At 64.0% G+C, this 19,445-nt stretch carries 20 protein-coding genes and 1 tRNA gene; 15 read left to right on the forward strand and 6 right to left on the reverse strand.

Translation table 11 applies throughout. The features are described 5' to 3' along the window. The first annotated feature begins 14 nt into the window (after window positions 1–14). Window positions 15–335, forward strand: coding sequence for a thioredoxin (gene trxA / locus ACFFF7_RS06235; RefSeq protein WP_379480517.1), 321 nt, complete (start codon window positions 15–17; stop codon window positions 333–335). On the opposite strand, the gene ACFFF7_RS06240 is transcribed toward trxA, so the two are convergent. Genes ACFFF7_RS06240 through rlmB form a run of 4 tightly spaced genes read right to left on the reverse strand, consistent with a single transcriptional unit; the run spans window position 332 to window position 4,051 of the window. Continuing rightward, on the reverse strand, window positions 332–1,138 hold the full coding sequence (locus ACFFF7_RS06240) for an inositol monophosphatase family protein (protein ID WP_379480518.1): 807 nt from the start codon (window positions 1,136–1,138) through the stop codon (window positions 332–334). The two genes, trxA and ACFFF7_RS06240, sit on opposite strands and share 4 nt — an antisense overlap. Further along, window positions 1,135–2,361, reverse strand: a complete 1,227-nt coding sequence (gene argJ / locus ACFFF7_RS06245; protein ID WP_379480519.1) for a bifunctional glutamate N-acetyltransferase/amino-acid acetyltransferase ArgJ — start codon at window positions 2,359–2,361, stop codon at window positions 1,135–1,137. The genes ACFFF7_RS06240 and argJ overlap by 4 nt, the downstream gene beginning before the upstream one ends. 10 nt (window positions 2,362–2,371) lie before the next feature. Next, on the reverse strand, window positions 2,372–3,232 hold the full coding sequence (locus ACFFF7_RS06250; protein ID WP_379480520.1) for a hypothetical protein: 861 nt from the start codon (window positions 3,230–3,232) through the stop codon (window positions 2,372–2,374). A 24-nt stretch (window positions 3,233–3,256) separates the two neighbouring features. Further along, window positions 3,257–4,051 (reverse strand): 23S rRNA (guanosine(2251)-2'-O)-methyltransferase RlmB, encoded by a 795-nt coding sequence (rlmB, locus tag ACFFF7_RS06255; protein ID WP_379480521.1) that lies wholly within the window; start codon window positions 4,049–4,051, stop codon window positions 3,257–3,259. A 159-nt stretch (window positions 4,052–4,210) separates the two neighbouring features. On the opposite strand from rlmB, the gene ACFFF7_RS06260 reads away from it, so the two are divergent. Further along, window positions 4,211–4,296: transfer RNA gene (locus tag ACFFF7_RS06260), tRNA-Tyr, on the forward strand. Window positions 4,297–4,344: 48 nt separating this feature from the next. Next, window positions 4,345–5,466, forward strand: a complete 1,122-nt coding sequence (locus tag ACFFF7_RS06265) for a beta-ketoacyl-ACP synthase III (protein ID WP_379480522.1) — start codon at window positions 4,345–4,347, stop codon at window positions 5,464–5,466. On the opposite strand, the gene ACFFF7_RS06270 is transcribed toward ACFFF7_RS06265, so the two are convergent. Beyond that, complete coding sequence (locus tag ACFFF7_RS06270) at window positions 5,463–6,401, reverse strand: phosphatase PAP2 family protein (protein ID WP_379480523.1); 939 nt, start codon at window positions 6,399–6,401, stop codon at window positions 5,463–5,465. The two genes, ACFFF7_RS06265 and ACFFF7_RS06270, sit on opposite strands and share 4 nt — an antisense overlap. 237 nt (window positions 6,402–6,638) lie before the next feature. Between ACFFF7_RS06270 and ACFFF7_RS06275 the strand changes: the two genes are divergently transcribed. Both ACFFF7_RS06275 and ACFFF7_RS06280 read left to right on the forward strand, forming a co-directional pair. Then, entirely contained in the window at window positions 6,639–7,388 is a 750-nt protein-coding gene (locus tag ACFFF7_RS06275; RefSeq protein WP_379480524.1) for a phosphatidylserine decarboxylase, read from the forward strand. Continuing rightward, the gene (locus ACFFF7_RS06280) at window positions 7,385–8,161 is read left to right on the forward strand and encodes a CDP-alcohol phosphatidyltransferase family protein (protein WP_379480525.1); all 777 of its coding nucleotides are present in this window, start codon (window positions 7,385–7,387) and stop codon (window positions 8,159–8,161) included. The genes ACFFF7_RS06275 and ACFFF7_RS06280 overlap by 4 nt, the downstream gene beginning before the upstream one ends. Here ACFFF7_RS06280 and ACFFF7_RS06285 read toward each other — a convergent pair. Then, the gene (locus tag ACFFF7_RS06285) at window positions 8,115–8,366 is read right to left on the reverse strand and encodes a hypothetical protein (protein ID WP_379480526.1); all 252 of its coding nucleotides are present in this window, start codon (window positions 8,364–8,366) and stop codon (window positions 8,115–8,117) included. The genes ACFFF7_RS06280 and ACFFF7_RS06285 overlap by 47 nt on opposite strands. Before the next feature lie 368 nt (window positions 8,367–8,734). Here ACFFF7_RS06285 and rpsB point away from each other — a divergent pair, with 368 nt between their 5' ends. The 10 genes from rpsB to ACFFF7_RS06335 all read left to right on the forward strand — a co-directional run bounded on the left by rpsB (window position 8,735) and on the right by ACFFF7_RS06335 (window position 19,445). Beyond that, window positions 8,735–9,538 carry a 30S ribosomal protein S2 gene (gene rpsB, locus ACFFF7_RS06290; protein WP_379480527.1) on the forward strand — a complete coding sequence of 268 codons (804 nt, stop codon included), beginning with the start codon at window positions 8,735–8,737 and terminating at the stop codon, window positions 9,536–9,538. 77 nt (window positions 9,539–9,615) lie between these two features. Then, complete coding sequence (gene tsf / locus ACFFF7_RS06295; protein WP_379480528.1) at window positions 9,616–10,560, forward strand: translation elongation factor Ts; 945 nt, start codon at window positions 9,616–9,618, stop codon at window positions 10,558–10,560. A gap of 123 nt (window positions 10,561–10,683) precedes the next feature. After that, a complete protein-coding gene (pyrH, locus tag ACFFF7_RS06300; protein WP_379480529.1) occupies window positions 10,684–11,403 on the forward strand; it encodes a UMP kinase in 720 nt (239 codons plus the stop codon). Between the two features lie 4 nt (window positions 11,404–11,407). Next, window positions 11,408–11,965: a ribosome recycling factor gene (gene frr / locus ACFFF7_RS06305; RefSeq protein WP_379480530.1), complete on the forward strand. Its 558-nt coding sequence runs from the start codon at window positions 11,408–11,410 to the stop codon at window positions 11,963–11,965. 44 nt (window positions 11,966–12,009) lie between these two features. Beyond that, a complete protein-coding gene (uppS, locus tag ACFFF7_RS06310) occupies window positions 12,010–12,654 on the forward strand; it encodes a polyprenyl diphosphate synthase (RefSeq protein ID WP_379480931.1) in 645 nt (214 codons plus the stop codon). Then, a complete protein-coding gene (locus tag ACFFF7_RS06315; RefSeq protein WP_379480531.1) occupies window positions 12,641–13,399 on the forward strand; it encodes a phosphatidate cytidylyltransferase in 759 nt (252 codons plus the stop codon). Before uppS ends, ACFFF7_RS06315 begins: the two co-directional genes overlap by 14 nt. Further along, window positions 13,396–14,550 carry a 1-deoxy-D-xylulose-5-phosphate reductoisomerase gene (dxr, locus tag ACFFF7_RS06320; protein ID WP_379480532.1) on the forward strand — a complete coding sequence of 385 codons (1,155 nt, stop codon included), beginning with the start codon at window positions 13,396–13,398 and terminating at the stop codon, window positions 14,548–14,550. The genes ACFFF7_RS06315 and dxr overlap by 4 nt, the downstream gene beginning before the upstream one ends. Window positions 14,551–14,554: 4 nt before the next feature. Beyond that, complete coding sequence (gene rseP, locus ACFFF7_RS06325) at window positions 14,555–15,667, forward strand: RIP metalloprotease RseP (RefSeq protein ID WP_379480533.1); 1,113 nt, start codon at window positions 14,555–14,557, stop codon at window positions 15,665–15,667. 173 nt (window positions 15,668–15,840) lie between these two features. Beyond that, window positions 15,841–18,726: an outer membrane protein assembly factor BamA gene (bamA, locus tag ACFFF7_RS06330; protein WP_379480534.1), complete on the forward strand. Its 2,886-nt coding sequence runs from the start codon at window positions 15,841–15,843 to the stop codon at window positions 18,724–18,726. Beyond that, complete coding sequence (locus ACFFF7_RS06335) at window positions 18,726–19,445, forward strand: OmpH family outer membrane protein (RefSeq protein ID WP_379480535.1); 720 nt, start codon at window positions 18,726–18,728, stop codon at window positions 19,443–19,445. Before bamA ends, ACFFF7_RS06335 begins: the two co-directional genes overlap by 1 nt.

Raw genomic sequence — 19,445 nt, forward strand, 5'->3', positions numbered from 1 at the left:
CACAGGAGATTCCCATGGCCACCAAAGCCGTTACCGATGCCAGCTTCGCCGCCGACGTGTTGGCCAGCGACAAGCCCGTTCTGGTCGATTTCTGGGCCGACTGGTGCGGTCCGTGCAAGATGATCGGACCGAGCCTTGAAGAAATCAGCGAGGAACTGGCCGACAAGGTCACCATCGCCAAGGTCGACATCATGGAAAGTACCGACACCGCGGCCAAGTACGGCGTCCAGTCGATTCCGCTGATGGTGCTGTTCAAGAACGGCGAACCGGTCGCGCAAAAGCTCGGTGCCGCGCCCAAGAGCCAGCTCAAGGGCTGGCTGGAAAGCGAGCTCTAAAGCACTGCCAAGCGCGCGGCGAGCTGGTCGAACAGGGCCGGGCTCGCCGCGCCTATCAGGCCGGGCAAGTGCGCCTCGTCGACGCGGTAGGGCCGCCCGTCCGGACGCGCGACCTTGCCGCCCGCCTCGTTGACGAACAGCACCCCGGCCGCGTGATCCCAGGCCAGGGTGCGCTCGAAGATCGAGACGTCGTTGATGCCAAAGGCGATGCGCGGGTACTGTTCGGCGGCGCAGCGCGGAATATCGACCAGTTCGTAATGCGGCGCGATGTGCTGGCGCATCGCCTCGCGCTTGGCCGGGTCCATGAACACCAGCGAGATCGCTGCGACCGGCCTTTGCCGCCCCGACGGACTGGCCGAGACCGGATCGCCCATGATGAAGGCGCCCCCGTCCTTCACTGCATGGCAGAAGCGCCCGCTGAGCGGATCGTAGAGCCACCCGGCTTTGGTCTCGCCGTGCTCGCTGAGTGCCACCAGCACGCCGAACGGACCTTTGCCCGACGCGAAATTGTTGGTGCCGTCGACGGGATCGATGATCCAGCACAGGTCGTCGCCCAGCCGCTCGAGCAGCGCCGGGTTGGCACTTGCCGCCTCTTCGCCAACGATGGTCGCCTCGGGCAGGATCTGCGCCAGACCTTCGGCCAGGATCAGTTCGGCCTCGCGGTCGGCAATGGTGACCAGGTCATTGCCGCCCTTGTCCTCGATCTGGCCGGCAGTGAGCGTCTGATAGCGCGGCATGATTGCCCGCTCGACCGCATCGATGATCACCGGATAGACCGCACGGGTCAGGGCATCGGCGATCACGAACGGTAATCGGCGTTGATCGAGATGTAGCCGTGGGTCAGGTCGCAGGTCCACACCGTGGCGCGGCCCTGACCCAGACCCAGATCGACCTCGATGGTGACGTCCTGGCCCTTGAGATGCGCCGCGACCGGGGCTTCGTCGTAATCGGACAGCGGCAGGCCCTCTCGCGCGCACCAGATGCCGCCGAAGCCGATCGACAGCCGGTCGCGGTCAGCCGGTTCGCCGGCCTTGCCCACCGCCATGACCACGCGGCCCCAATTGGCGTCTTCCCCGGCAATCGCGGTCTTGACCAGCGGCGAGTTGGCAATCGCCAGTCCCACCCGCCGCGCGCTGTCGTTGCTGACCGCGCCGCTGACCGAAATGGCTATCAACTTCTGCGCGCCTTCGCCGTCGCGGACCACCAGGTGGGCCAGCTGCAGGCACACGTCGTGCAGCGCTGCGGCGAAGGCATCGGCGCCAGGGCTGTCAAAGCCATGCAGCGGTGCGTTGCCTGCCGCTCCGGTGGCAAAGGCCAGCACGGTGTCGCTGGTCGAGGTGTCGCTGTCGACCGTGATGCAATTGAAGCTGCGCGCGCTGGCGGTGCTGAGCAGGTCTTGCAGAAACGCTGGCGCAACCGCGCAGTCGGTGAACACATAGCCCAGCATGGTTGCCATGTCGGGGGCGATCATCCCGCTGCCCTTGATGATCGCGCCAAGCGTTACCGTCTTGCCGCCGACCATCGCTGTCGCCATCGCACCCTTGGCGAAGGTATCGGTGGTGCCGATGGTGTCGGCGGCGTCCTGCCAGCTGCACGGCGCGGCGCCAAGCGCGGCGGCGACGCCGGCCTGTGCCTTGTCCTTGGGCAGGGGGACGCCGATCACCCCGGTCGAGGACACGAATACCTGCTCGCGCGCGCAGCCCAGATGCGCCGCAATCTGGTCCATGATCGCCTCGACCGCCTCGCGCCCGCGATAGCCGGTGAAGGCGTTGGAATTGCCGGCATTGACCACCAGCGCGCGGGCCTGTCCCTGCGCGATGTTGGCGCGACCGAGTTCGACTTCGGACGAACAACAGACATTGCGGGTGAACACCCCGGCCACGCTGGTCCCCTGCGCCAGTTCGACATAGGTCAGGTCACAGCGCCCCCAGTCCTTGTACCCCGCGCGCGCCACACGGAGCGTAACGCCGGCAATCGGCGGGATCACGGGAAAGGGCCGGGCGAGGGGAGAGACGGCGTGAGTCATGGTCGTTCGCCTAATGACCAAGCATAACCAGCGCCGTCGGTGCGGCGCTGCTGCGCGGGGTGACGATCCATTTCAGAATCTGACCTGCTGTGCCCTTGGCCGGGCCATCGTCGGTGTTGTTGGCCAGGATCTGGCCGTCGGTGGTGATGGTGAAGGTGCCGTCCATTTCGGGCATGGGCACCTTGCCATCGCCCTTGACCTTGTCCATCGCGGCCATCGCGGCAAGGTTGCTCATCGCGTTGCCGCTGCCCGACGACGGGCCGAATCCGGGGGCATCGACCCGCACCGATCCGTCGGCCCGGCGGTTGAGCACGAGGAAGGCATTGGCCATCGGGAAACGCTCGATCGTCGGAAAGGCAAAGTCGTGATCGATCCGCCCGGCGATCGCGAAATCGACCTCGAACAGCCCGTCGCCCTTGTAGACCACGCTTTTCCAGCCGGCCTGCTTGCGCAGCCGCTCGGCCATTTCCTCGGCCGCGCGGGGGCTGGTCGGATCGATCCCGCCGAACAGCACCTTGGCCTGTTCGGCATCCTTCTTGGCCTTTTCGGCGGCGGCCTTGCGGTCGTCCTCCCATTTGACTTTCTGCGCGGCGATCTCGGCAGCGGTGCAGGGACGGTCCTCTTCGCTGTCCTCGTCGAAGCACTTGTCCGCCACGAACGCGCCTTTGTCCTTGCGGTCCAGTTCGGCCAGCTTGGACAGGCCAAGCATCGAAATCTGCCCGGTGTAGGTAAAGCTGAACCGGCCATCCTTGCGCAGGTCGAGCGCCGACACGAACTTGCCCGGCGAGAGCAGGCAGGCAGCCAGCAGCAGGCTCATCCCGGCCACCAGCCCGGCAGCGGCAACCTGGCGAAGCGAAAGGCGGTTGGTCATCGTTCGGTCCCCCTCAGGATCGGATCAGATGCGCGTGGCGACCGCATAGAGCGCGATGGCAGCGGCATTGGATACATTCAGGCTTTCGATCGTTCGGGTGATCGGCAGCCGCGCAACAGCGTCGCAGTGCTGCGTGACATTATGACGCATGCCTTCCCCTTCGGCGCCGAGCACCAGCGCGACCGGGCCTTCAGGCAGGGCTTCGGCCAGCGTGGTGGTCCCGTCGCCGTCGAGCCCGATCCGCCAGTATCCGGCCTCGGCAATCTCATCGAGCGCGCGGGCAAGATTGACCACCCGCACCCAAGGCACCGCTTCCAGTGCACCCGAAGCGCTTTTCGCGACCGTTCCGGATTCGGGCGGGGCATGACGATCCTGGGTGACGATCGCGCAGGCATTGAACGCTGCGGCCGAGCGCAACACTGCGCCAACATTGTGCGGATCGGTCACCTGGTCGAGCACGACAATCGGCCGCGCGGCATCGCCGTCCAGCACGTCGGCAAGGAACACGTCTTCCAGCGCGTCGCATTCCAGCACCAGCCCCTGGTGTGGCGCGTCGCGCGCGACCAGCCGGGCCAGATCAGCCGGGGCGGCATATTCCAGCGGGAAGTTGGCGGGCAGTTCGCCGTCGAGCGATTCCACCCCTTCGCGCGTGGCCCACAGCTTGCGGTGATTGCGATCCGGGTTGTTGAGCGCGGCCTCGACCGCGTGGCGGCCCCACAGCCGCACCGCGCCTGTGCTGGCCCGGCCCGAGCCGCGGCCACCCTCCATCCGCCCTGCGCGTCCGCGCAAAGCCCGTTTTCCGTCGCGTGGGCGGCTCATCCGATTGTTTCCCTTGGCATGGCCGCTCCCTGCCAGTGCGTGCGCCGCGACGCAACTGTTGACAGAGGCGGGTCCATTCGGCATTGGCGCGCTTCCCTCGGCCGGAGGTTCCCAGTGGGGACCGCATTTCGGGGCGACCCGTCACCGGCAAGCTGGTGTGGACAGGTGGCCGAGTGGTTAATGGCAGCAGACTGTAAATCTGCCCGCGAGAGCGTACGGTGGTTCGAATCCACCCCTGTCCACCACCATCTCTTGTCGTCGCAATCGCGTCGGATTAGACGACGGACATGACCATGATCACACCCGTAATCTCGGCCACCGGGCTGTTCACGCCGCCCGACGTCATCACCAACGACGAGCTGGTTGCCAGCTTCAACACTTACGTCGCGCAGTTCAATGCGCAGCACGCTGACCAGATTGCAGCGGGCGCGGTAGCCGAGCTGGCCCCCAGTTCGGTCGAATTCATCGAAAAGGCCAGCGGCATCAAGGCGCGGCATGTGATCAGCAAGGCGCCGATCCTCGATCCCGCAATCATGGCCCCGCGCTGGGCCGAGCGCTCCAACGACGAGATCTCGGTTCTGGCCGAGATTGGGGTCAAGGCGGCCGAGGATGCGCTGCGTGCCGCCGGCCGCGCGGCAGAGGATGTCGATGCGGTGCTGTGCGCGGCCTCCAATATGCAGCGGGCCTATCCGGCGATGGCGATCGAAATCCAGCACGCGCTGGGGATCGACGGGTTCGGCTTCGACATGAATGTGGCGTGCTCGTCCGCCACTTTCGGGATCCAGACCGCTGCCGATTACGTCCGCGCGGGGCATGCCCGCTCGGTTCTGGTGGTCAGTCCGGAAATCTGTTCGGGCCATCTCAACTGGCGCGACCGTGATAGCCATTTCATTTTCGGTGACGTGGCCACCGCCGTCCTGGTCGAGGCAGAGGACATTGCTCCGCATCCGCATTGGCAGATTGTCGGGACAAAGCTGAAGACGGTGTTTTCCAACAACATCCGCAACAATTTCGGCTTCCTCAACCGCGCTACGCCCGAAACCGCGGGGTCGGCCGACAAGCTGTTCGTCCAGGAAGGTCGCAAGGTTTTCAAAGAAGTGGTGCCGATGGTTGCCAGCATGATCGTCGAGGAGGCGACCAGGCTGGGTATCGATGCGGCGTCGTTGCGGCGCTTGTGGCTGCACCAGGCCAACCAGGGGATGAACCGGCTGATCGCGCAGCGGGTGCTGGGGCACGAGGCCAGCGAAGACGAAAGCCCGACGGTGCTTGATACCTATGGCAACACCTCAAGCGCTGGCTCGATCATCGCCTTCCACCTCAACCAGGCCGATCTGAAGGACGGTGATACCGGACTGATCTGCTCGTTCGGTGCGGGCTATTCGGCCGGGACTGTCTTCGTGCGCAAGGTTGCCTAGATTGGCGCCAGGCCGTTCTTGCGATCCCACCAGGCAAGGAAGCGGCCGGAGACTTTCCAAAGCAGCCACACCGTGACGATCGAAACCAGCCCGTCGATGGCATAGTGATAGGCGAGGTGGACCGAACCGATCCAGATTACGACGAAGAAGACGAAGAACAGCCGGCCGAGTCGCGGCGAAAGTTCGCGCGCGATCAGATAGAACAGGAAGCAGATCGCCACGTGCATCGATGGCATGGCGCTGATCCCGCTGCCCAGGCCGTTGTCGTTGTCGCGAAAGTGCGACAGCAGGTAATTCTGCACCGACAGCGTCACCACCGGAAAATGCTCCTGGTTAACCGTGCGCAGATAGGCGCGCAGCACGACATAGTGCGAATTACCCATCATCGGGCCGATGAAGGCCGGACCATATGACGCGAACAGCGTTGCCATCACCCCGCCGATCACGCTCCAGCTGAGGGCAAAGCACAGGAAGAACTGCCGGCGCAGGTTGTTGCTGATCTTGGCAAACAGCAGCCAGGCGCAGCCGACATAGTTGAGCGCCAGCCAGGCGGTATAAATTAAGGCCAGAGCGGCGGTAACCGGGGCATAGCCAATGAACGGCTGGAGCACGCGCCACGGATCGTTGCCGAAGAACAGCATGCGATCCAGTGCGATGAAGGTCGTATCCCAGTTGTAGGGGTGCAGCGTCGGTATCGCCGACTTGATCGCGGAGAAGAACGGCAGCAGGCTGATCTGCATCAACAGAATCGGGATGCCGCCGAGAAATCGTTCGAAATAGCTTTGATCGCTGAAATAGGTCTGTCGGATCAGGGCAAACGGGCTGCGCGGCCGGTGCCGGACCATCAGGCGGCCAAGGTGCAGCACCATCAGGGCGCCGATCGCCCAGACATAGAGCTGGGCGTTGAGGCTCAGCGCTGCGGATTGATAATGCATCCCCCGCGTGGCCAGGACAATTGCGCAAATCTGAAACAAAAACAGAGTGATGCCGATCACTGGCAAGTCGCTGCGCACCCGCTGTGCCAGACGCGCCAGCAGGCTTTCGTTCCCTTGTAGGTGTAACGCGGCGTACATGGCAGATTACCTAGGCGTTTCATGGTATCGATCCGGTTAATGATCGGACGCCTGCACGCCGCGCTTGTGGGGGCAAGGCCAAGTGCCTAGATGGGGCCGATGTCTAACGAAGTTCTCGACAACCGGGGCCGCGGCCAGGCCGGTTGGACCTGGCCCAGCGTCCACCCCGAAGGCCGCAAATTTGCTCTCATCGCCGCCGCTGCTTCGGCTGCCTGCGCCTTCATGGCATGGGAGACGCTGGCCTGGCCGCTCGGTGTGCTGGTGCTGTGCATCGGCGCCTTCTTTCGCGATCCGCAGCGCGTCACCCCGCGCGGCGACAACCTGATTGTCTCGCCCGCCGACGGGTTGGTGACACTGATCACCAAGACCGCGCCGCCGCGCGAACTGCAGGTTGATGACGGCAGCGGCGTTCCCGGCATGCAGGCGGACGAAGTCACCCGCATTTCGATCTTCATGTCGGTGTTCGATGTGCACATCAACCGAACCCCGGTTTCCGGCACAGTCAGGCGCGTTGTTTATATTCCCGGCAAGTACTTGAATGCCGATCTTGACAAGGCGAGTGAAGAAAACGAACGCCAGCACATCCTGGTCGAACGCGGTGATGGCCTGAAGGTCGGCTTCACCCAGATTGCTGGCCTGATCGCGCGTCGCATCGTGCCCTTCGTCAAGCCGGGCGACATGCTGGCCGCAGGGCAGCGCGTCGGGCTGATCCGCTTCGGCAGCCGCGTTGATGTCTATCTTCCCGCCGGAACCGAACCGACAGTGCTGATGGGCCAGAAGACGATCGCGGGGGAGACGATTCTTGCCGAAGTCGGCAAACAGCCCCTGATCGAGGGCGTCGCGCAGTGACACCACAGCGGCTGCCTGGCGGCCTGACCCTGCGCGCCCTGGCTCCCAATGCAATCACCGCGGCGGCCCTGTGCGCCGGTCTGACCGGGATCCGCTTCGCCATCACTGGCGAGTTCCGCATGGCGGTTGCGGCCGTGGTTCTGGCCGGACTGCTCGACGGGATCGACGGCCGGATCGCCCGGTTGCTCAAGGCGCAGTCGCGCTTCGGGGCCGAGCTCGACAGTCTGGCCGACAATGTTTCGTTCGGGGTTGCGCCGGCGCTGGTGCTGTTCATGTGGTCGCTCAAGGACGTGCCGCGCTTCGGCTGGTTTGCCGCGCTGGCCTTTGCGGTCTGCATGGCGCTGCGGCTGGCCCGCTTCAACGCGCGGATCGACCTGCCCGACGAACCGCACAAGACCGCCGGCTTCCTGACCGGCGTACCCGCACCGGTCGGGGCAGGGCTGGCGTTCCTGCCGATGTACCTGTCTTTCGCGACCGATCTGGCCAATTTCAACAATCCGCTGCTGGTCGCGATCTGGCTGGTGCTGATCGCTTTCCTGGCGATTTCCAGCCTTCCGACGCTGTCCTGGGGCAAATTGCGCCCGCCGCGCAGTGCCCGCCTTGCTGTGATCGTGCTGGTTGGCCTGGTCGGGGCCGCAGCCCTGACCGATCCATGGCTGGTGCTGATCGGGATCTGCGCCGTCTATCTGGCGATCATCCCGATCGGCTGGATCGCCTATGCCCGGGTCAGGCGGCGGCGCGCAGCGCCTGCGGTGCAACCAGACGCGCCCTGACCGGCAAACGGACGATCTTGCCGTCGTCCACGCTGGTCACGGTCTCTGCAATGCAAAAGGTGAATTCAGCGCGATCACTGCACCGGCCCAGTTCGGTCCGCAGCGCCGCGACCTGCGGTGCAGCGCGCAGCAGGCTCTGTGCGATAACCGCGATGGCAGCGGTCGCAGTCAATGCAAACAGAGTGGCAATCGCATAGGTCAGCATGGGTCCGTCCTTCGCTGCGCCCCTGCTCAAAACCGTGTGAACAGGGTGTGTATAGCTTGTGGATAACTGTCTTCCGGGCTACTAGTTTCAAATCGGCCCGTTGACGCCATTTGTTCTCTATTTGTTCTGTGACGTCAAGCGGAAAAATGCAGGGCCCGCGTGCGCCCTGCGCTCGACTGCCGCAATTTTGCACTGGATTTTGCCGCAATCGGCGGTTAAGGGCGCGCGGCCTGCAGGCAATTCGGCGGTTTTCGGCGCATTGCGACTCGCAGGCAAATCCACATGGCAAGCGCCACACACCGGTGCCGCAGCGGGACTGAACCGCACGGTTCCAGCTTGCCAGAGGCACAACCGGAAGGAATTTGATTATGGCGGCTCCTGTCGTCTCCATGCAGCAATTGATCGAGGCCGGCGCACACTTCGGCCACCAGACCCACCGCTGGAACCCGCGGATGAAGCCGTACATCTTCGGCGCCCGCAATGGCATTCACATCCTTGACCTGTCGCAGACCGTGCCGTTGATGGCGCGTGCGCTCGACTTCGTCGACGCGACCGTCCGCGCTGGCGGCAAGGTGCTGTTTGTCGGCACCAAGCGCCAGGCGCAGGAGCCGATCGCCCAGGCCGCGCGCGCTTGCGGCCAGCACTTCGTCAACCATCGCTGGCTTGGCGGCATGCTGACCAACTGGAAGACCATCAGCCAGTCGATCAAGCGGATGAAGACGCTTGAAGAACAGCTTGCCGGTGACACCGCAGGCCTGACCAAGAAGGAAGTCCTGCAGCTGACCCGCGAACGCGATAAGCTTGAGCTGTCGCTTGGCGGGATCCGCGACATGGGCGGCATTCCCGACGTTATGTTCGTGATCGACGCCAACAAGGAAGAGCTGGCGATCAAGGAAGCCAACGTCCTGGGTATCCCGGTCGTCGCAATCCTCGATTCGAACGTTTCGCCCGATGGCATCGCCTTCCCGATCCCGGCCAACGATGACGCCAGCCGCGCGATCCGTCTGTACGTCGATGCCGTTGCCGCGGCCGCGACCAAGGGCCACCGCGAAGGCGTGGTCGATTCTGGTGCTGACATCGGCGCGATGGAAGAAGCTCCGGTGGAAGACGCCGTGATCGAAGCCCCGGCTGCTGACGAAGTCTCGGTCGAAGAAACCGCGACCGAAGCCTGAGGCTGTTGGTCACGAAGTTGTAGCGCGCCGGGCCTAACCGCCCGGCCGCCCACTCATTTTCTTAAAGGATATGCGCAATGGCCTATACCGCCACTGACGTGAAGAACCTGCGCGAGCGCACCGGCGCCGGCATGATGGATTGCAAGAAGGCGATGGACGAAACCGGCGGCGACATGGAAGCCGCGGTCGATCTGCTGCGCGCCAAGGGCCTGGCCGCCGTCGCCAAGAAGAGCAGCCGCACCGCGGCCGAAGGTCTGGTCGGCGTGGCCGTTTCGGGCACCAGGGGCGTTGCGGTCGAGGTCAACTCGGAAACCGATTTCGTCGCCAAGAACGAGCAGTTCCAGGATTTTGTCCGCAAGACCACCGAAGTCGCGCTGGGCGCTGCTTCGGATGATGTCGAAGCGCTCAAGGGCGCGGCCTATCCCGGCGGCGGCACTGTAGCGGACAAGCTGACCAACAACGTCGCCACCATCGGTGAAAATCAGCAGGTCCGCCGGATGAAGACCGTTGCGGTCAAGCAGGGTGTGGTCGTCCCCTACATGCACAACGCCGCCGCCCCGATGCTCGGCAAGATCGGCGTGCTGGTCGCGCTCGAAAGCGAAGCTGGTGCCGACGTGCTCGAACCGCTGGGCAAGCAGATCGCGATGCACATCGCCGCCGCTTTCCCGCAGGCGCTTTCGGCCGACGATCTCGACCCCACTGTGCTCGAACGCGAACGCAAGATCGCGCTGGACAAGGCGGTTGAGGAAGCGGCGAAGAACGGCAAGGAAATTCCAGCCGATATCCTGGCCAAGCGCGCCGATGGCGCGGTGGCCAAGTTCGCCAAGGACAACGCCCTGCTAAGCCAGGTCTTCGTGATGGATAACAAGACCCCCATCGCCCAGGTCGTCGAGCAGGCCGGCAAGGCCGCCGGCACCAAGATTGTGCTGACCGACTATGTCCGCTTCCAGCTAGGTGAAGGCATCGAGAAGGAAGTCAGCGATTTCGCCGCGGAAGTCGCTGCTGCAGCCGGACTGGGCTGAACGACGTCAGATGAAATGGAAGGGCGCGTCTGATGGCGCGCCCTTTCGTTTGTCCGGAGCCTTGGCTTCTAGCGACCAGCGGTATAAGGCCGCGTGAACCCCTTGAGAGCGATGCCAACGATCATGTCCAAGCCCGCCTACAAGCGCGTATTGCTCAAACTGTCAGGCGAAGTGCTGATGGGCAACCAGCAGTTCGGGATCGATCCCGAATTCGTTGCCGAGCTGGCCAGGGAAGTGAAGACCGCCAAGGAAACCGGGCTGGAAATCTGCCTTGTCATCGGTGGCGGCAATATCTTCCGCGGGATGGCCGGGGCGGCCAAGGGCATGGACCGCGCCCAGGCCGACTACATGGGCATGCTCGCCACGGTGATGAACGCGCTGGCGATGCAGAACGCGCTGGAGCAGCAGGGGGTCGAAACCCGGGTCCAGTCGGCGGTGCAGATGGACCAGGTGTGCGAACCGGTGATCCGCCGCCGCGCCGAACGGCACCTGGAAAAGGGCCGGGTGGTGATCTTTGCTGCCGGTGTCGGCGCACCCTATTTCACCACCGACAGCGGTGCTGCATTGCGCGCTGCGGAAATGCAGTGCGATGCGCTGCTCAAGGGCACCTCGGTCGACGGGGTCTATGACAGCGATCCCAAGACCAATCCGCAGGCAAAGCGTTTCGATGCAGTCGATTACGATACGGTCCTGGCACAGAACCTGAAGGTTATGGATGCCAGCGCCGTGGCGCTGTGCCGCGACAACGACATTCCCATCGTCGTCTTCTCGATCCGCGAAAAGGGCAACCTGGCCAAGGTGCTGCGCGGCGAGGGGACCCAGACCATCGTGAGAAAGGGCTGATACTATGACCAAGTACGACAAGGCCGATCTCGAACGCCGGATGAAGGGCGCGGTCGAATCGCTGCGCAGCGATCTGGGCGGACTGCGCACCGGGCGCGCCAATACCGCGCTGCTCGATCCGATCATGGTCGAAGTCTATGGCAGCAAGATGCCGCTCAACCAGGTGGCGACGGTCTCCGCGCCCGAACCGCGGATGTTGTCGGTCCAGGTGTGGGACAAGGCCAACGTGACTCCGGTGGAAAAGGCGATCCGTTCGGCCGGGCTGGGGCTCAACCCGATCAACGATGGCAACAACATCCGCTTGCCGATCCCCGATCTGACCGAGGAACGCCGCAAGGAGCTGGCCAAGCTGGCGCACCAGTACGCCGAAAAGGCCCGGATCGCGATCCGCAACGTGCGCCGTGACGGGATCGACAACCTCAAGGCCGACGAGACCAAGAAGGAAATCTCGGAAGACGATCGCAAGCGCGGCGAGGCCGAGGTGCAGAAGCTGACCGACGAGATGATCAAGGATGCCGACGCCGTTGCCGCGCAGAAGGAACAGGAAATCCTCGGCCGGTGACGAATGAGCGCGCCATCCATGGCGCGCGCCATGTCGCCATCATCATGGATGGCAACGGGCGCTGGGCCAAGAAGCGCCATCTGCCGCGCGCGGTCGGCCACCAGCGCGGGGTCGATGCGGTGCGCAGGCTGGTCCGCGCGGCGCGCGCGATGGGGCTGCAGGCCCTGACCCTTTACGCCTTTTCGACCGAGAACTGGCGCCGCCCGGAAGACGAGGTTTCGGCGCTGTTCGGCCTGCTCAAGCGCTATATCCAGGAAGATCTGGCGGAATTCGTCGAGAACAATGTCCGCCTGAAAATCATCGGCAATTACAAGGCGCTGGCGCCGGATATTGTCGCTTTGCTGGACGATGCCCTGGCGCGCACGGCGGGCAATGACGGGACCACGCTGGTCGTGGCGCTGAACTATGGCGCGCACGACGAGATTGCCCGCGCCGCAGCGCAGGCCGCGGCCAAGGGTGCAATCACCCCCGAGACGATCGAGGCCGCGCTGGATACCGCGGGTCTGCCCCAGCTCGATCTGCTGATCCGCACCTCGGGCGAGGTGCGCCTGTCGAACTTCCTGCTGTGGCAAGTCGCCTATGCCGAAATGTGGTTCACCGACGTGCTGTGGCCCGATTTCACCCCCGATCACCTGCAGGAGGCGCTGGACGCCTTTGCCAATCGCGAGCGACGCTATGGCGGACGGTGAAGCAAAGAAATCCGACCTCGGCACGCGCACCGTCTCGGCGCTGGTCATGGTCGCCGTCGCGGGCAGTGCGCTGCTGCTCGGCGGCGGTTTCTGGGCGTTGTTTGTCGCTGCCGTTGCAACCGGGGTCTATTGGGAGTGGTCTGGCCTTGTCCGCGGTTTTGCGCGCAGCACTGGTCAGCGCCTCGCCTGGATGGCGCTGGGCTTCCTTTACATCGCGGTTGCCGCAACGACGCTACTGGCGCTGCGGATGGACGATTTCGGGATCAGCCGGACCCTGCTGGTTGTGCTGGTGGTGATTGCCATCGATGTGGGGGCCTATTTCAGCGGCCGCACTTTCGGCGGGCCGAAGATAGCCCCGCGGATCAGTCCGTCAAAGACCTGGGCAGGGCTGCTTGGTGGAATGGCTGGCGCCACCCTGATCATCGCGGCCTATGTCTACTGGCTGTCGTGCTATGATCCGGCGTTCGGCCACTGCGAGCTGGAAACGATGACCCGTCATCTTCCGCTCGCGCTGGGGGCCGGGGCACTGGCCGCGGTGGTTGCCCAGGCCGGTGACTTCTTCGAGAGCTGGATGAAGCGCCGCGCCGGGGTCAAGGATTCGAGCGGGCTGATTCCTGGCCACGGCGGCCTGTTCGACCGCGTCGACGGGCTCTTGGCAGTAAATTTCGTGATCGGATTGTTCGCGCTCGCCGTAATCCTCGGCCGGCTCACCAGCGGCGGCTCGCTGCTGCCCAGTCCGGCATGACCCGTTCGATTACCATTCTTGGTGCAACCGGTTCGGTTGGCACATCCACGCTGGATCTGATCGGGCGCGAACGAGGGAACTGGCGCGTCGAAGCGCTGACGGCCAATTGCCAGGCGCAGGACCTGGCCCGGCTGGCGCGCGAACATTCGGCTAAACTCGCGGTCGTTGCCGACGAAAGCTGTCTGCCAGAACTGCGCGACGCACTGGCCGGATCGGGGATCGAAGCGGCCGGCGGTGCGGCGGCCCTGGTTGAAGCGGCGGCGCGCGGTGCCGACCTGACCCTTGCCGCGATCGTCGGCTGTGCCGGTCTCGCGCCGACCATGGCGGCGATCGAGCAGGGCAAGACCGTCGCGCTCGCAAACAAGGAAGCGCTGGTTTCTGCCGGTGACGTCATGATGGCAGCGGTAGCCCGTCACGGCGCCACGCTGCTGCCGGTTGACAGCGAGCACAACGCGATCTTCCAGTGCCTTGCCGGCAACGATCCCGCTCACGTCCGCTCGATCACGCTGACCGCCAGCGGCGGCCCGTTCCGCGACTGGAGCGCGGACCAGCTTGCTGCGGCAACCCCGGCGCAGGCGGTCAAGCATCCCAATTGGGACATGGGCGCCAAGATCAGCGTCGACAGCGCCACCATGTTCAACAAGGGCCTCGAACTGATCGAGGCCTACCACCTGTTCCCGGTCGGGCTCGGTGCCTTGCGGATCGTGGTCCATCCGCAGTCGGTGATCCATTCGATGGTCGAATATCGTGACGGATCGACCCTGGCGCAGCTTGGACCATCGGACATGCGGGTGCCGATCGCATCGTGCCTGGCTTGGCCGGCGCGGATGGACACGCCGTGCACCCCGCTCGATCTGGCGGCGCTGGGCGAACTTACCTTCCGTGCCCCCGATGAGGATCGCTTTCCCGCGACGCGGCTGGCGCGCGAGGCGGCCGAAGCGGGCGGAGCGGCGCCTGCGGTGCTCAATGCGGCCAACGAAGTGGCGGTCGCCGCCTTTCTGGCCGGACACCTGCCATTCACGCAAATCGCAGTAATGGTCGGTGAAGTGTTGGCGCGTTATGGTCCTGCCGCGCCGACCTTGCTTGGCGATGTCATCGCCGTCGATGCCGAGGCGCGGCACCGGGCGCGAGCGATTTTGGAGCTGGTTTGACGCAATGCAGATTCCCTTTGTCCTGACTGCCGTTCTGGCCTTCCTGCTGGTGCTTGGCCCGCTGGTCGTGCTGCACGAACTGGGTCACTATCTGGCCGGACGGCTTTTCGGCGTGCGCGCCGACGCCTTCTCGGTCGGTTTCGGCAAGGAGCTGTGGGGGCGTACCGACAAGCGTGGCACCCGGTGGAAGCTGTCGGCGATCCCGATGGGCGGCTATGTCCAGTTTGCCGGCGACATGAACCCGGCCGGGCAGAGCGATCCGGCGTTGCAGGACGCCGATAGCGTTGCACTAAAGGGCACTTTCCCCGGCGCCAAGCTGTGGCAGCGGGCAGTGATCGTTTTTGCCGGACCCCTGACCAACTTCCTGATCGCGGTCTTGATCTTTGCCGGCTTTGCCATGGTTTATGGCGTGCGCGTCACCCCGCCGGTGATCGGATCCTTCGCGCCCAATTCCGCGGCGCAGGCAGCCGGGCTGCAAGTCGGCGACCGCATTGTCGAAATCGACGGCGCACCGATCCGCGACTTTACCGAGATCGCCCGCAAGGTCCTGCTCTATCCGGGGCGCACGATCACCATTGTGGCAGAGCGCAACGGCCAGCCGCTATCGCGCGCCGTTACCCTGGCCAGCCAGACCGAAACCGACGGCTTCGGCGGTTCTTCGAAGAAGGGCATGCTCGGCATAGGCAGCGTGCTTCCGACCTTTGAGACTGTCGGCCCGGTAAAGGCGCTTGGGGCGGGAATCGGAGACTCGTTTCAGGCAATCAAGATGACCGCCGTCGGTCTGGGCCAGATCATCAGCGGCGAACGCTCTGCCAAGGAGATGGGCGGACCGGTCAAGATCGCGCAATATTCCGGGCAAACGATGTCGCTTGGCTGGCAGGCGATGCTGCTGTTTGCCGCGACGATCTCAATTAATTTGGCATTCATCAACCTGCTGCCAATCCCGACCTTAGACGGTGGGCACCTGGCAATGTATGCCGCGGAAACAGTCCGCCGCAAACCGCTGGGCGCACGCAGTCAGGAGTGGGCGTTCCGTGCCGGCCTGGCCTTCGTGCTGGCGCTTGCGGTATTCGTCACCTTCAATGATCTGGCTTCGCTGCCGATTTTCGGCAGCTAGGCTGTAGGGACGGGAAATAGCTGCGGATTTGCCGTGGACCCTGTGGCGACTTTGCTTGATCGACGGGTCAGCATCGGGCAGAGGGCGGCGACATGTCTGTAGAGCGCCGGTGGTCCCGATACCTGGGTCCTTGCGGCCGGCGTAACGCACAATTTACGGGAACTGTCGTACCGATGATCTGCCACACCAAGCATAGCACCGAAACCGCCCGCCGGGCTCCCGCGCTGGTTGCGGTGCTGATGGGAACGACATTCCTGGCCAGCCTCCCCACGGCGGCACTAGCCCAAGCTGCAGCACCGACCGCGGCCCCGGCGGCAGCGCCGGCACCGGCTCCGGCCGAAGCTGCCCCGGTCGCGATCAAAGCGGTTAATGTCGAAGGCTCGCAGCGCCTCGAAGCGGATACCATCCGCTCGTATATCAAGCTGCGGGTCGGTCAGCCCTATTCGCAACAGGCGGCGGACCAGGCGCTGAAGGATCTGTACGCGACCGAACTGTTCACCGATGTCCAGATCCGCAACGAAGATGGCGTCGTGACCATCGCGGTCAAGGAAAACCCGGTGATCAACCGCATCGTCCTTGAGGGCAACAAGCGGATCAAGGAAGACAAGATCCTTCCCGAAATCAAGATGGCCCCGCGCCAGATCTTCACCCGCTCCAAGGTCCGCGCCGACGTTGCCCGCATCATCGAGCTGTACAAGCGCCAGGGCCGCTTTGCCGCCAATGTCGAACCCAAGATGGTCATGCTCGACCAGAACCGCGTCGACATCGTGTTCGAAATTTCCGAAGGGCCCAAGTCCAAGGTCCGCGCGATCAACATCATCGGCAACGAGCAGTTCGACGATGGCGAACTGCGCGGCGAAATGATGACCAAGCAGGCCGGGATCACCAAGATCTTCAGCTCGGGCACCAGCTATGATCCCGACAAGATGGCCTTCGACCAGCAGAAGCTGCGTCAGTTTTACCTGACCAAGGGCTATGCCGATTTCCGCATCGTTTCGGCCGTGGCCGAACTGACGCCAGACAAGAAGGACTTCATCCTGACCTACGTGGTCGAGGAAGGGCCGCGCTACAAGTTCGGCGACGTCAAGGTCATCAGCCAGCTGCGCGACTTTGATGAAGAGCGTCTGGCCAAGAACCTCCCTATGAAGAAGGGCGACTGGTACGACGCCAAGCAGGTCGAAGACACGATCGAGCAGCTCAACACCACGCTGGGCGCTTTCGGTTACGCCTTTGCCGATGTGCGGCCCGACTACGCCCGCAGCAAGGAAGACCTGACCATGGGTCTGACCTTCAACATTGCCGAGGCACCGCGCGTCTATGTCGAGAAGATCGACGTCAACGGCAACACCCTGACCCAGGACAAGGTCGTGCGCCGCGAATTCCGTCTGGCCGAAGGCGATGCCTTCAATTCCATCCAGGTCAAGCGCTCGACCGCTCGCATCAACTCGCTGGGCTATTTCCAGGAAAAGTTCGAAGTCGAACAGAAGCCCGGCAGCGCGCCCGACCGGATCATCCTGGAAGCCAATGTCGAGGAAAAGCCGACCGGCGAACTGCAGCTTTCGGCAGGCTATTCCAGCCTTGAAAAGCTGATCTTCCAGGGATCGGTGCAGCAGCGCAACTTCCGTGGCCGCGGCCAGACGGTCGGCCTCAGCCTTAGCTATTCGCAGTATTCGAAAAGCGCCGAGGTCAGCTTTACCGAGCCCTACCTGTTCGACAAGAACGTGTCGCTGGGGGCCACGGTCTATCGCCGCGACTACAACAATTTCAACTTCACCAGCGGCGGCAACCGCAACACGCTGTACAAGAACACCTCGACCGGGCTTAGCGTTCGTGCTGGCCTGGCCTTGACCGAATATGTCTCTGCGGTGGGCAGTTATACGCTAAGCTTCGACGATATCTCGGTCGACAAGAACCAGTATTATTCCGACCGCCTCAGCCCGACCCTTCAGTGCGACCCGGTCATCGCCGGGCGTTATCTGTGTGACGCCATCGGCAAGCGCACCACCTCGATGCTCGGCATGTCGCTGATCTACGATTCGCTCGACAACCGGGTGCGTCCGTCGCGCGGCCAATCGGCGTCGGTCACGGCGGAATTCGCCGGCCTGGGCGGTTCGGTCAAATATGCCCGCGTCCGCCTCAACGCCGCCAAGTACTGGCCGGTCGGCAAGGGCTTCATCTTCTCGGTCAAGGGTGAAGCCGGGGCTATCGCCTCGCTCGGCCGCAAGAGCGATACCGTGAATGGCATCGACGGCGTGTTCCTGACCGACCGCTTCTATCTTGGCGAGCCGACCATCCGCGGCTTCGATATCCGCGGCGTTGGCCCGCGCGTGGTGCGCAAGTATTATCAGGATACCAACGCCGACGGCGCAGTGGATGGCCTGAACTATGTCTGCTTCAAGCCGGCTGTGACGACCACGCCGACCTCGCCTGCCGACCGCCAGGTTGTCGCGGCCGGAACAACCTGCGGAACGGGATACAACTTCCTCAATCCCGATAGCGTGAATGAGGATCGCAACACCTGGCAGGACGATTCGATCGGCGGACGGTATTACTACCTGACTCGTGCCGAACTGGAAATTCCGCTGGGTTCCGGTGCCAAGGACCTCGGTCTGCGTCCATCGATCTTCATGGACGCCGGGGCGGTATGGGGCATTACCAAGCCGAAGCTCGAAAACTATCCGGTGCAGAACACGCTGTTCTTCCCGGTGCGCGATTCGACTGGGCTGCCGCTATACACGCAGATCAACAACGCCACGCTGGTTGGCGGAGTCTGCACGCCGGGCAGTGCGGTTGGGGACGTGACGTCGGTGACCAATCCGATCAACCCGGCGCCACCTTCGTGTCTGTCCAGTCCGAACAACTCGCCGCAGGGCAATTATTCGCCTGCCTTCTCCGACTTCTTCTATGGCAACACCATGAAGCCGCGCATCTCGATCGGGATCGGGGTCAACTGGAACTCACCGTTCGGTCCTTTCCGCATCGACTTCGCCAAGGTGATCACCAAGGCGCAAGGCGACGATACCAAAACCTTTACCTTCAACGTAGGAACGCAATTCTGATGAAAACCCTTCTCAAGCCCATCGCGGGCGCCGCCCTTGTCCTGGCGCTGGCCGCCTCGCCTGCACAGGCTCAGACCAAGCCTGCCGCCGCTGCTCCGGTCAATTCGGGCACTGTGGTTGCCGGGCTAGGCGTGGCCGATCTCGAAGCGGTTCTGCTCAACACCAGCGCGTACCGCACGGGCGAGCAGCAGCGTCCGGTGACCTACAAGGCGACGATCGATCAGGCCCAGGCCCGCGGCAAGGCGCTGCAGACCCAGATCCAGGCGCTCAACGCCAAGCTGCAGAAGGACGCAGCGGCGCCTGGCGCCAATCGCGCTGCGCTGGAGCAGCAGGCCGCTGCTTTGCAGAAGATGCAGGAATCCGGCCAGGCCGAACTCAACAACATCATCAAGCCCGTGGTCTATTCGCGCGAATACGTGAAGGAACAGATCGAGGAAAAGATGGACGCTGCGGTCAAGGCCGTGATGGCGCGCCGCAACGTGTCGCTGCTTCTGGCTCCCCAGTCGGTCATCCTCAGCACGTCGAGCGCCTATGACATGAGCCAGGATATCGTCAACGAGATCAACCGCGTCCTGCCCAGCGCGACGCTGAGCCCGCCGGCTGGCTGGGAACCGCGCCAGATCCGCGAAGCCCGCGCCCAGCAGGCGGCGCAGCAGGCCGCGACACCGGGTGCCGCCGCCGCGCCGCGTCCGGCCGGCCCGCAGCCCGACAGCCGCTGA

The sequence above is a fragment of the Novosphingobium aquiterrae genome, assembly GCF_042434435.1.
Taxonomy (GTDB): Bacteria; Pseudomonadota; Alphaproteobacteria; order Sphingomonadales; family Sphingomonadaceae; genus Novosphingobium; species Novosphingobium aquiterrae.